This window comes from Catellicoccus marimammalium M35/04/3 (assembly GCF_000313915.1).
GTDB classification, from domain to species: domain Bacteria; phylum Bacillota; class Bacilli; order Lactobacillales; family Catellicoccaceae; genus Catellicoccus; species Catellicoccus marimammalium.
Window position 1 is genome coordinate 48,000 of sequence record NZ_AMYT01000008.1, and the last position, 12,580, is coordinate 60,579.

The following is a 12,580-nucleotide window of genomic DNA, read 5'->3' on the forward strand; positions in this document are numbered from 1 at the left end:
CCATTATACCAAAAAAGAAGGTGAGAAAACTCACCTTCCTAAATTATTTTAATTATTTTGTAGCTTTTTTACGACCAAATAATACGTAAGTTGCTAAAGCCATTAAAGCTAAACCGATTGCTGCTAACATGAAGATACCACGTCCCCCTGTTTTTGGTAATAATCCGCCAGCTTTGTTGACTACAGTTGTTGAAACAGTACCTTTAGTAGCATCTGCAGAAAATTCATGACCTGTTTCTGTTCCAGTAACAGTTAAGTCTTCTAAAATTCCCTCGATATTAGTATAATCACCTGGTTGAATTTCTTTGTATTTTGGAGAAATTGTAAATTTAATTGGTTTTTCTAATAAGTTATATCCTGCTGGAGCTTTAGTTTCTTTTAATTGATATGAACCAGCATCTAACCCTTTAACAAAGATTTTACCATCTTTTGATGATACTACTTTTGAAACAGCATCATCATCTTTAGAAACAACATATGAACCATCTTTTTCTTGTTTAACTTTGATTTCTGTTCCATCATTTGTAGTTAATTGGAATTCAGCACCTGCTAATGCTTTTTGGTTATCATCTACTTTTGTTAAATCTAAGCCAAATGTGAAAGCATGAGTTGTACTATCCCAAGTATGGTTTACATTTTCTGGTTTGTATGGGTTATTTGAGTATAATACATTGGCTGTATTGGCATTTCCTTCTTTACCTAACACAGCATTGGCATTTAATTTTGCTTTATAAGTAATTACAATTGGTTTACCTGTATTTTTCTTGAAAACTTCATCATTTAAAACGCCATCTGCATCAGATAAAACATCTTTATCATTTGATGGTGTTGTATTTGTACATCCATCCTTATCTTTAGTACAGTCATCTGATTTTCCATTTGTAGAATTAATACCAAATACTAAACGGAATTTATTATCTCCTGTTTTTACATAGTCAAAATCTTTATATTCTTTACCATCAATTTTAATATCAATACTATTTGGATCTAACGTTAATCCTTTACTCATTGTATCGCAAACTTCAAAGACATAACGTCCACCATGTTTACCATCTTTGTCGGCTTCAAATCCAGACATATCAGGAACTTTTGATACTAAGCGGAATGGTACATCATCACCGATTGCAAAATCCATTGCTTTCTTATCATTTTTTGGATCATCAGTTCCGTTCATTGTTTTTAATAGTGATGGAACATCAGCTTTTAAATCTACTTTCGCATTTGTATCATGTCCATCGACTGTAACTAAGATATTGTATGATAATGAAACAGTATTTTCATCTGCTACTTGGATTACACTGTAGTAACCATCTGGTAAATTAGAAATTGTATAAGTATTTCTTTCTGCATTTTTTGTACCTAATGGTTCAATACTATGATCATTTGCATAGTCAAATACATGTTCTTGGAATTTTTTCAATCCTGCAGGATCTTTTTGTAAATTAGCCAAATATTTAGCAGCTTCTTCATCGGAACATTTTGTTTCTTCATTACCTTTAACTTCTTTGTTAAAGAATTTTTGCCATTTTGGAATAATTACGTATGCTTCTTCACGTGTATCATTTTCACCTTTAACGTAGTGAGCATCCATTAAACGATAAGCATTAAATGTTTCTTTATCCAATGGAATACCATTGTGAGATGTAATGGTAATGCTATCATGACCTGTTGTCGCTTTTAAGCTTTCTTGTAAAGCGCTATCTTGTTTTGATTCTGCTGCTGTTGCAGTTGCAACATTTGTAGTAGCTAATACTGTAGGTGCTACTAAACCTAATAACATTGCTGAAGCCACTGAGGCTTTCATCATTTTGTTGTTTTTCATTGTGTATGAGTTCCTTTCTTCTTATAAATATATAAAATCATAGTGCCTAAAATTAGGGTACAGGCAACCAGAATAAGCCATGTTTTATATCCGTCCCCACCAGTATTTGGTAATAATGGACCGACAGCTTCAGATTTTTTCTTTTTATTGGTAATTATAAAGCTGTTTTTTGTATGAGAAATAATCTCTTTGTAGTTACTCTTAAATTCTATACCTTTATTAGAGACAAAGATTTCAAAAGGTTTATGATTTTCTCGGTAACCATCAGGAGCCTTCGTTTCGCGAAGAACATATGTTCCATTTGCTATATCTTTAAATAGAATTTTACCTTCTTTATTTGTAACTCCACGATATACTTTATTCGTTTTAGAATTTACTAATTCAAAATGTGCGCCCTGTAAATGATTATTACGATTATTCTCATCCACTTTTTCTAATAGTAGATCTTTTTCACCATGGATTTCACCATCCATAAAGATATTCTTTACTGTAGCATTTGCCTCTTCCCAATTCTTAGAATCATTTGGAGTTCGATAACAAATTTGAGAATGGTTATCAAAGGTTAATTGATTTGGATTAGTAATTAACGTTTGATATGTCACCGTAAAGTTTCCTGTTTGCGGCATCCAACGTCCCCAAGCGTCAATAATCCAAGGGGAAATTGTAACATTAAATTCTGTATTAGAAACTTTTTGAATATATCCATAACCACTGTTATTAAACTCTTCCATTGAAAAAGTTCTACCATTCAGTGGGCCACCTCTGAAATAGATATACATAGTTGACCAATCAACAATATGACCTTGTTGTACTTGATCTCGAATATAAACATTATCTAGTAATTCTTCTTGATTTAAATTACCGTTTAACCACCATTGAACATGACTTGGGTTTTCTAATGACATATCTCCAGACTTATAATAAAATGGATTTTCATCAGATCCCGAGTTAGTCACACCATTAATTGTTAAATATGTTTTATGATTTCCTGATGTGATAGGGATTTTTGCGTCATTTGGAGTGAAATTTCTTGCTTTTGCCGGAAAAGTAAAATTTCCCCAAATATTATGCAATAGATTCACATTTTTAAAAACTACTCGAGCTTCGTGATCATAAATGTACAAGTCTGCCATCTCAATTCCATTTTGTACTAGTGGTTGTGGATTTTTTTTAGGTTTATATGCAGTAAGAGAAGCTACATCTGGGCCTAAATCTCCCAATCGAACAGTAAAACTATCACCATCATGAATTGTATTAGCATATTTTTCACTAAAACGGACCATAATATTTACATCTTCTCCATCATTACATGTAGAAGGAGATACACTAATACTATCAACTATATTTTTATTACTTAAATCTTCTAACGGTTTCGCTTGAACTTGATCTGCTGGTAAACCTAAAGCAATAATACGTAATTTTGTATTACCACCTGTCATATAAAGTTCATGTTCTTCTGCGGTAAAGTTATGAGCAGTAACAGGTACACGGAATTCTACATGCATTGGACGATAAGTCTTTCTATGATGTTCATAACGAACACGGACAAGATGTTTTTCAATCGTCACTGTTCCAACTCTGTCTCCCTCATCACTTGTTAACACAAAGCTTTGTGGTTCGCCTTCAAGATAAGCTACATTTGATCCTAGATCTGTCAAGGTGAAAACATCTTCCATTCCTGGTTTGATTTCACCTGCATAACGTTCTCTTAAATTCACAGTGAAATGGAATTTTTTATTGTTTGGGACAATCGCTGCATTTGCAGAAATCGAATAATTTAATCCACTGCTACGCTCTTGCGCTGCTCGACGGATACGCTGGCTTTTTTGTAGAAGTTCTTCTACTGTACGAATTTTGATTTCCTCTTGTTCCGTAGCCCCTTCTTTCACTTCTTGATGAGAAAGAATAATTGCATCTTGGATATCGGTAGTCGTTGTTGATGTTGCATCATCTGCAGAATCACTGGTTAAAGAAACACTTCTCGTCTTTTCACGTGTAGAAGAAGGTTCAGAATCAGGAGCTGAACTTTGTTTGTGCTCTTCTTTTGTTTCTTTTGTTGTATCTACAGCTGCTGTATCAATCTCATCCATCGCGACTGACTTTTTCTGTAATGGAATCGCACGCTTCATCCATTGCACTACTTTTTCATTTTGGTTGGCGTTGACACGAAAAACGATTGGCAAACGATAAACCGTTGGATCATATACTTTTCCTTTTAAGATTTTCAAAGTAATCCGTTCTTTTTCGATTTTTGCCTCAAACCAGTTTTTCTTGTCTTCGTCTTTAAAAGAAATCTCACGTTTTTTCGCTTCCATCCATTTTGGTAGCTTAAACACATATTGATTTCCTTCTTTTAATTCAGTAGTCACTGGCCATTTTAAATCTAAAACAACTTGATTCTCTTTTTTTCGTTCAAGTGGCTGATAGTGAATATCTTGAATCAATAAGTTTTCATCTTCTAATGGCTCAGTGGCAGGTAAGATCTTGGTAACTTCTTTACCGATTTTTACCTTATTAATTTCTTCTTCATCATTATAATAATGAGCTTTTACTTCTAAGGTACAATCAGTTTCAATTTTTTGTTGGGCAGTATCTTGTTTCCACTGCACCATCATTTTGTCCTTTTTAAAACGAATTTCTCCAACTTCTTTTTTCTTTTGTTTAATAACATACTTGGATTTTGTTGGAATTAAAGAATGTTCGATATCTTTTGGAATCGAATAAGTTCGTTCTAACGGACTTTCTTTCGGCTTTTCGATTTTAAAAGAAAGATCCATTTTTTCTTGCGAATGAATGGCATCTTTAGAAAACTTCACATCAGAAATTTTCGTTTGTTCTTTTTTATCTCGTGTCAAAGCGTTTACCGTCTCAACACCAGACAATACATTTGGGGTACACACGATAAAAGTGAGTAACCACGGAACGACTCGTTTCATAGTCTCACCTCCTTTGTAGGGTAATAGTTAAATCAGCTTCTTGCCTAGGATTTCTTCTTGTGGAATTAAACGGTAATACGTTTTTCCATGATAGGAATATTGAAGGACGCATTGATTTTTGGGTACTTTGTTTTGTCCTTCTAATAATAAGAGAACTTTCTTCTCTTTTACTTTCTCTTTTGGCATGGCAATGATGGTTGCTAAGATTCCTTCTTTATCATCGTTTAGAATCGCTACCTCATCATCTTTATCATAGTGTTTAGCTTGATACAAAATATGGAAAAAATGATTTTCTTTACTTTGTACTACACTAATGATATTGCGCTGAAAAACATAAAAACTAGCAAACAAGATAACAATCGTCAATACAACAATCAGGACAGTTCCTAAAGAACGTTTCTTTTTGTTCTTTATCGGAGTTTCTTCTGGCCTTGCTTCGATTTCCGCTTTACTATCGGTCATTTCTACCTCCTAAGAAATAATCCTTCACGTTTCCTGGGGTTTTTGCCCATGAGTAAGTTTTTACTAAAGGGCCAGTGACCACAAGACGCGTTTTTCCTGACATACTACAAGTAACAAGAGTAATTTTATTTTTCTTTCCTTCTTCAATGACAGAAATTTGTGTGGGTGCCACATATTCTTTGTCATCGACTTCATAGACATACACATTACGCTTATCACTTAAATAAACTTTGTCTCCAATATTAATGTGTCGTAAAGGTGAGAATAAAATACGATCATCATTAAAATTATGAGATGCTAATGAATAGTTATGAACTCCCATTTTTTCTTCTGGTCGCATTTCTCCTGCTCCGATAGATAAATAGTATTGACTGATTCCTTTGACTATGGGTAAATGAATATTCACACTTGGAATCACAATATCACCAACAACAGGCACCTTATCTTTTTCGACCATATCTTTTGCTTGTGATTGTAATAAAGATAGTGACGTCAAATAAGAAACACCTTCATAATCATACTCACTAGACTTCTTTTGATTTTCTGCTAATTCCTCTGCCGAATAATTACTTAACAAATGTTCTTTTGTTAATCGCTCAGAAAGGAATGGCATAATCAACCCATTTAAAAATAGAAAGATTCCTACCAATAAGATAGGAATCATTAATATCTTTAGACTTGTTTCAGTCCAATTATCTCTCTTTCGTTTCATCCTCTATACTCTCTTGTCTTTCTTTCTCATTGATTTTCTTTTGACGTTTTTTGCGCAAAACAAAATACAATATGAGAAGTGCAATTACAATAGTAGCAAATGCCAACCAGACAATGATTGGTGGAATACGACGGATATTATTTGGGGTACTCAAATCTTCATTAATGCGAACCCCTCGGACAAGAAGACGGTGACTATTTACACCATATGGGGTACAGGTAATCAATGTCACATAGTCTTTTCCGGGATAGATTCCTAGGGTATGTACTTTTTCAGGCTTTTCTACTTTTATATCATCGACTTGATAATATAAAACTTTATTTAACACACGAATGGAAAATAAATTTCCTTTTCGTAGTTTCACTAACGGTGTAAATAAAGTACCACCAGAAGGTAACCCTGTATGTCCAGTTAGTACGGCATGGGTATTTTTACCGCCAGTCGGTAATGAGGTTCCTTCTAAATGCCCAACTCCTACTTCTAAGATTCGATCTTCCGTTCCATGATAGATAGGTAAATGAACGTTAATAGAAGGGATATCGATAATTCCCATTACATTTGAATCACCAACGAGTAATTGCTTTTTGTAATGGTCAAAGTTTCCTTTGCTTGCGTAATAATCTAATCCCTTTTTGTATAATTTTTGATTATATAATTGAGCATTTTTCCATACTTTATTTATTTCTTCACGAGATGCTTTTTCCACATCTCCTTGATAGGTTTGAATGGCTTGACTTTGATTGTGTTCATTCCACCATTGACTCCAAATCGGATAGAATAACACTGCACCACCTACCAAATAAAGCAAAAGTGCAATAATAATGAGAGGTTTCTTTGAGTTTTTCTTACTCATAGTGCCTCCTTTTTTGTACTTCTGTGTACAATCTTACTCTCTAAAGATTAAACAAAACTAAAAAAAAACGCTTTTTTATCAAATTATTTGCAAAAAAAGAGCAACTGTGTATAGCACACTTTGTTGCTCTTTGTACAAACTTTATTTTTTATTTTATTCTTCAATTGCGTCATTCGCATCAGTATGTGGAGTTTTCTTTGTTACATTCGCTTTAATAATGAAATGAATATATTTGATTAAGACATAAACTACAATCACACTAGCAATAACTGTTTCTACTACGGCTAAATAATGCATCCATGTAAATGCATGACCGGCTTGTAGATAATATTGATAAGCTTTTGTTAAAGCGACCGCACAAATTACCAATGGGAAAGTAAACGCAGCATAACTTGGATAGAATGCTCCTTTTAACATTGCTGGTAAACGGAAGATAACAAATAGATATAATAGTTGAGAAATAATCGTTAATAACGTTACCAAAACAATATGTGGATGTGGGAACGCAGATAAATATCCTGCTAAACACAATGATCCTGGTGCAGCTAAAATCGTTACTAATGGCATGGTATGTTCTTCAAATTTACGGTGAATAAAGACACGGTAAATAATGACTGGTAATAAAATGAAATAGAACAATAAAGCTAACCAGAATAATACTCGTCCTACTTCTGGATAGAAGTTTGCACAAGTTACAGGCACAATTCCTAATCCACAGTACACAACAAACCAACTTGGATAAACATGTTCCATTGTGACATCAGAAGCGATTAAGAAATAATACGTAAAGTAAATAACTAATAAAAATTGAATGACAATCGCAAATAGCCACAAGTAATTAACAATCGGTTGATCAGGAAACCAACGAACTAAATACGTACATAACACCATGAATCCCATCGAAAACGTTGGAGATGTGGAAGCAATAATTGGGTTTTTTAAGTCATGACGTGTATGTTCAAAGACAAAGATAATTTTTGCTAAAATTAAACACATCAAAATGACACCAATCGTTCCAAAAATACTAGTTAAAATCGGTAAATGATAGGCAGTGTATAAATTACCAATGGATAAAATGGCTAAAACCAATCCGCACATCGGAATTGGAATAGATTTGAAAAATGTTCTCATAAAATAATTCCTTTCTTTTTTTCTGTCTTTCCCATTGTAGCAATATTTTTTTGATTTTCAAAATGTCATTTTCCCTTATTTTCGCCTTTTTTAAAGTGATAAAATAAACAATTTATTCCTTTTTCTTCTCAATATGTGATTTTTTCACATCTTATCCTTGAGTTTTTCCCATTGTAAGTTTGTGTATTTTTTTACAAACTTGTGAATTATGAGCACAAAAAAAGATTAGAAAAAATTTTTCTAATCTTTCTAGAAATAATCTTTGTGTTTGAAATAGCGAATAAATAAAAGGGAAATCAGTACCGCAATAACAGTCACTACAATCCAACTCCAATGCTTCCAATCGGCCAATGGCAAATGCACGTTCATTCCATAGAAACTAAAGACAATCGTTGGAATGGATAAAATTAAAGAATACACGGTTAAGAATTTCATCACTTCGTTCATGTTGTTGGAAATCAAATTGGCATAGGTATCTGTTGATTCATTAATAATGCGGTTCGAAATCTCCGCCATTTCAATCCCTTGTTGAGTTTCAATCATTAAGTCTTCTAATAGTTCATTATCTTCTTCATAGGTAACTAGGTAATAACCACGACGAATTTTTTCTAAAACTAGACTATTCGTTTTCAAAGACATAATGAAATAAATCAATGAGCGTTCAATTCTCATCAGTTGCATTAAATCTTCATTTCGTGGTTTCATACCAATATTTTTTTCAATATCTTTACGACGTTTGTTCAAAATACGCAAATAGCTTAGATATTTTTTCGCTGCTTCATAAAGAAATTGAAGTAAAAATTGAATCGGCAAAGCCGGGTTTAATGTTTTACGTAATTGAGCTTCTTGATACTGATCTAAGATTTGGAAATCGGTTGAGACGGTCACAATACAATGTGGAAAAATCAAAAAACTCATCGGAATGGTACTATAAATCGAATCTTCACTATCTTCATTGAAATACGGAATATCGTAAATCACGAGTGTGACATTCGTATCATTATCTTTTTCAATACGAGCAGATTCGTCTCGGTCGAGTACATAATTCATAAAGTCTTCGGGTACTTGTAACTCGTTTAATAAATAGTCGATATCTTCTTGATTGGGACTACTCACATTGACCCATGAATGGTTACAAAAATGGGAAACTTCTTGTAAATTCCCTTGTTCATCATTGACATAAAATTCAATCACTGGGGGTCCCTCTTTTCTCTTCTATTCTAGCTTTATTGTAGTCATCCTATTCTTGAGGGTCAAGCGGATGCCAAAACTCAGCTTTGTCCTCACTTTCCATCATCTTGACGAATTTTTCACGCACATCAGGATAAGTTTTTGCTAAATGAGTCACTAAATGCTTAATTTCTTCTCGTTTTGTTTTCTTATCTACAGGACAAGGATTAAAGATGACCGGTACATTTTTTTCACGTTCTACAAAATGAATAATATTTTGCTCATGGACATATAATAATGGACGAATGACGGTAGTTTCTGTTTTTGTTAAATAAGTAACTGGTTTAAAGCTCGCCATTTCGCCATGGAATAAAAAGTTCATAAAGTAGGTTTCAATCGCATCATCTAAATGGTGTCCTAACGCTACTTTATTATATCCACGTTCTTGACAAGTAGAATACAACACACCTCGACGCAAATTTGCACATAAGGAGCATGGATTCTTCTCTTGACGAACATCAAAAACAATTTCTGCAATATCGGTTGGAATGACTTCTAATTCATAACCTAAATCTGCACAAAATTCTTTCAATGGCGTTAAATCCATCAAACGATTTGTATCTAACGCTACTGGATGTAATTCAAAATCTTGGAATCCTAAACGGTTTTGTTCCTTCATAGTATGCAATAAGTAAAATAAAGTAGAACTATCTTTCCCACCGCTCATACCGATAGCGACTTTATCTCCAGGTTCAATCATTTTGTATTTTAAAATCGCATCACGGACAGGATTAAACAAACGTTGATTATCTTTCTTTTCAAAACGAACAATTCTTTCCACAATTTTCCCTCATTTTCTGTTTTCTCTTGGTATTTTTTTATTATAGCACATCCAACTCAAAAGTGGCTCTTAGTTTCGCATTTCTTCGTATAATTCTTCGATTTCTTCTTTGGTCAGTGGACGATATTCTCCTTCTTCTAATTGCTCATCTAAAACAATAGGTCCGACTTGTGTTCGTTTCAATGCTGTCACCTTGACTCCTTGAGCTAAAAACATCTTTTTAATTTGATGTCGTTTCCCTTCTGTTAGATAAACTTTAGCTTCACTTTCTTTTTCGCCACTTTTTTCAATCCATAATTGAGCCGAGCGACAACGTGTTCCATCTAAAAAAGTAATGCCGTCTAAAAAAGCTTGTTCATCTTTTTTGGTCAATGGGCCATTGACGGTTACTTCATACCATTTTCCCACTTTCGTTTTCGCTTGGGTACAATGATAACCGAGTCTTCCGTTATTCGTAACGATAATTAATCCTGTCGTATCTTTATCTAAGCGCCCAATGGAAAATCCTTCTTTTATTTTAGGTAAGTAATCAAAAATCGTTGGATCTTTGGCATCGGTATTCGCCGTGACGACCCCTTTTGGTTTATGTAACATATAGTAATCATGTTGTGGAATTCCAATTTCTTTTCCTTCTACTGTCAAGGTGTCAATTCGTCCTTCGATATCATAATTTCCTTCTGTAACCACTTTTCCATTCACGATGACATCTTCATTTTTAAGCCATTGCTTCATTTGTTTCCGACTTGCTTGTAATTTTTGCTCTAATACTTTATCAACTCTCATTTTTCCTCACAAAAAAAAGTTGGCTAGGCCAACTTTTCTGTTTATTAATTTTCTACTTTAATAATTTCTACTTTCATTTCGCCACCTGGAGTTGCAATTACCACTTCTTCTCCTAAGTGAGCACCTAATAATGCTTGAGCGATTGGTGAATCATTAGAAATTTTACCAGCAAATGGATCTGCTTCCGCAGAACCTACGATAGTATAAGTTTCTTCTTCTCCATCTGGTAATTCTTTAAATGTAACTGTTTTACCTAAAGAAACTTCGTCACTATCTACGCCTTCACTATCAATAATTTGAGCAAAACGAATCATATTTTCTAAAGTTGTAATACGACCTTCGACAAAAGCTTGTTCATCTTTTGCAGATTCATATTCAGAGTTTTCTGATAAGTCCCCGTAGCTACGTGCAATTTTAATACGTTCTACGATTTCAGGACGTTTTTTCATAATTAATTCTTCTAATTCGTTTTCTAATTTTTGTTTTCCTTCTAAAGTCATTGGAAATACTTTTTCTGCCATGTTTTTCTCTCCTTTAATAAACAATACAAAGTGTGGCAAAGCCACACTTCATATTTTACTTATTATTATACCCTTCAATATATTGAGAGCATAGTTTTTCGTGTTCTTCAAATGTTTTTGCGAAGTAAACTTTTCCAGTCTTAATATCAGCGATGAAATACAAGTAATCACTCTTTTCAGGATATACAACCGCATCAATCGCTGCTTTACTTGGATTATTGAATGGTCCTGGTCCAAAGCCTGGATTGATATATAAGTTGTATGGAGATTGTGTTCTTACATCATCTACAGATAAATGAACTTTATGTTCACCCATTGCATACGTTACAGAAATATCTGATTGTAAAGGCATTCCTTTTGCAATACGATTGAAGAAAACACCAGCAATCTTACGACGATCTTCTTCGGTTACTCCTTCTTTTTCAACTAAAGAAGCAAGAGTTAAGACGTGCTGAACCGTTAAGTTTTGTTGCTTAATTGGTTCATAGAATTCTTTCATCACCGTATTCATATTGCCTAAAATTTCTTCGACAAATTCTTCTAAAGATTCTTTCTTATACAAGTTATAAGTTGCTGGATACAAATATCCTTCAAAGTAATAACGTACTTGATCAATCGTTGATTCTTCACTTTGTAATAATTCCGGATATTTTTGTTCCATCTTATTATAGAAGTCACGGTTACGCATTAAGTTTAAAAATTCTTCTTTTGAGAAATCTGTTTTCTTCTCAATTAAATCACCGATTTGATCTACGGTATATCCTTCTGGAATCGTTATCGTAGCAATTGGAATTCCACGAGGGTCAGTAGATCCGCCTTTTTCTAAAGTTGAAACTACTTTTTTCACATCCATGCTTGGAGATAATGCATAATAGCCAGCTTGGAAACCTTTTTTCGCATGTGATTTTGCATAGTAAGAGAAGACAAATCCAGATTTAACAATCCCTTTATCTTCTAAGATGCTACCGATTTGTTTGGTTGATGAACCCACTGGAATCTCGATTTGATAATCTTTAGTGTCTTTAGGGTTCATTGCTTCTAACCCTGAATTCCAGTAATTATAAAAAGCAAATCCTAACGCTAAGACACCAATTACTAACGCAATCGCTACAATCATAATGATTCGTTTTTTTGGTTCTTGCGTATCTCGTCTTCTAGACGGTTTTGGACTTGGTTTTTTTATTTCTTCTGTCATAAATAAACCTCACCTTATCCTCATTCATTCCTTCTTCTGCTTATAGCACTTTCTTATTATAGCAATACTTATAATTAGTTTCAATTATTGCATGAATCTGTTTTCATTGCAATGAAAAAATAAAAAAAGAAAGCTTGAAATCAAGCTTTCTTTC

Annotated in this window: 11 protein-coding genes; all 11 read right to left on the bottom strand. The window is 33.6% G+C overall.

Translation table 11 applies throughout. The annotated features are described in order from the left end of the window. Positions 1 to 52: 52 nt before the first annotated feature. Positions 53 to 1,822: a SpaA isopeptide-forming pilin-related protein gene (locus C683_RS01310; RefSeq protein WP_009488531.1), complete on the bottom strand. Its 1,770-nt coding sequence runs from the start codon at positions 1,820 to 1,822 to the stop codon at positions 53 to 55. Further along, entirely contained in the window at positions 1,819 to 4,758 is a 2,940-nt protein-coding gene (locus C683_RS01315; protein WP_009488532.1) for a SpaA isopeptide-forming pilin-related protein, read from the bottom strand. The genes C683_RS01310 and C683_RS01315 overlap by 4 nt, the downstream gene beginning before the upstream one ends. A 27-nt stretch (positions 4,759 to 4,785) precedes the next feature. Further along, positions 4,786 to 5,220: a hypothetical protein gene (locus C683_RS01320; RefSeq protein WP_009488533.1), complete on the bottom strand. Its 435-nt coding sequence runs from the start codon at positions 5,218 to 5,220 to the stop codon at positions 4,786 to 4,788. Beyond that, positions 5,210 to 5,932: a class A sortase gene (locus tag C683_RS01325; RefSeq protein ID WP_040388551.1), complete on the bottom strand. Its 723-nt coding sequence runs from the start codon at positions 5,930 to 5,932 to the stop codon at positions 5,210 to 5,212. Before C683_RS01325 ends, C683_RS01320 begins: the two co-directional genes overlap by 11 nt. After that, positions 5,913 to 6,785: a class C sortase gene (locus tag C683_RS01330; RefSeq protein ID WP_009488535.1), complete on the bottom strand. Its 873-nt coding sequence runs from the start codon at positions 6,783 to 6,785 to the stop codon at positions 5,913 to 5,915. Before C683_RS01330 ends, C683_RS01325 begins: the two co-directional genes overlap by 20 nt. Positions 6,786 to 6,938: 153 nt before the next feature. Beyond that, positions 6,939 to 7,916, bottom strand: coding sequence for a TDT family transporter (locus C683_RS01335; protein ID WP_009488536.1), 978 nt, complete (start codon positions 7,914 to 7,916; stop codon positions 6,939 to 6,941). A gap of 249 nt (positions 7,917 to 8,165) precedes the next feature. Next, entirely contained in the window at positions 8,166 to 9,110 is a 945-nt protein-coding gene (locus C683_RS01340) for a magnesium transporter CorA family protein (protein ID WP_009488537.1), read from the bottom strand. A gap of 46 nt (positions 9,111 to 9,156) precedes the next feature. Then, positions 9,157 to 9,927, bottom strand: coding sequence for an adenine nucleotide alpha hydrolase (locus C683_RS01345; RefSeq protein ID WP_009488538.1), 771 nt, complete (start codon positions 9,925 to 9,927; stop codon positions 9,157 to 9,159). A gap of 69 nt (positions 9,928 to 9,996) precedes the next feature. Beyond that, positions 9,997 to 10,710 (bottom strand): pseudouridine synthase, encoded by a 714-nt coding sequence (locus tag C683_RS01350; RefSeq protein ID WP_009488539.1) that lies wholly within the window; start codon positions 10,708 to 10,710, stop codon positions 9,997 to 9,999. A gap of 44 nt (positions 10,711 to 10,754) precedes the next feature. Then, positions 10,755 to 11,231, bottom strand: coding sequence for a transcription elongation factor GreA (greA, locus tag C683_RS01355; RefSeq protein ID WP_009488540.1), 477 nt, complete (start codon positions 11,229 to 11,231; stop codon positions 10,755 to 10,757). A gap of 55 nt (positions 11,232 to 11,286) precedes the next feature. After that, positions 11,287 to 12,426 (bottom strand): endolytic transglycosylase MltG, encoded by a 1,140-nt coding sequence (gene mltG / locus C683_RS01360; RefSeq protein ID WP_009488541.1) that lies wholly within the window; start codon positions 12,424 to 12,426, stop codon positions 11,287 to 11,289. Between the last annotated feature and the right edge of the window lie 154 nt (positions 12,427 to 12,580).

Bases quoted from the DNA above. Each gene is read 5' to 3' on its own strand.
- C683_RS01320 (WP_009488533.1), bottom strand. From the start codon at position 5,220: ATGACCGATAGTAAAGCGGAAATCGAAGCAAGGCCAGAAGAAACTCCG.
- greA (WP_009488540.1), bottom strand. From the start codon at position 11,231: ATGGCAGAAAAAGTATTTCCAATGACTTTAGAAGGAAAACAAAAATTA.
- mltG (WP_009488541.1), bottom strand. From the start codon at position 12,426: ATGACAGAAGAAATAAAAAAACCAAGTCCAAAACCGTCTAGAAGACGA.
- C683_RS01335 (WP_009488536.1), bottom strand. From the start codon at position 7,916: ATGAGAACATTTTTCAAATCTATTCCAATTCCGATGTGCGGATTGGTT.
- C683_RS01330 (WP_009488535.1), bottom strand. From the start codon at position 6,785: ATGAGTAAGAAAAACTCAAAGAAACCTCTCATTATTATTGCACTTTTG.
- C683_RS01315 (WP_009488532.1), bottom strand. From the start codon at position 4,758: ATGAAACGAGTCGTTCCGTGGTTACTCACTTTTATCGTGTGTACCCCA.
- C683_RS01310 (WP_009488531.1), bottom strand. From the start codon at position 1,822: ATGAAAAACAACAAAATGATGAAAGCCTCAGTGGCTTCAGCAATGTTA.
- C683_RS01325 (WP_040388551.1), bottom strand. From the start codon at position 5,932: ATGAAACGAAAGAGAGATAATTGGACTGAAACAAGTCTAAAGATATTA.
- C683_RS01350 (WP_009488539.1), bottom strand. From the start codon at position 10,710: ATGAGAGTTGATAAAGTATTAGAGCAAAAATTACAAGCAAGTCGGAAA.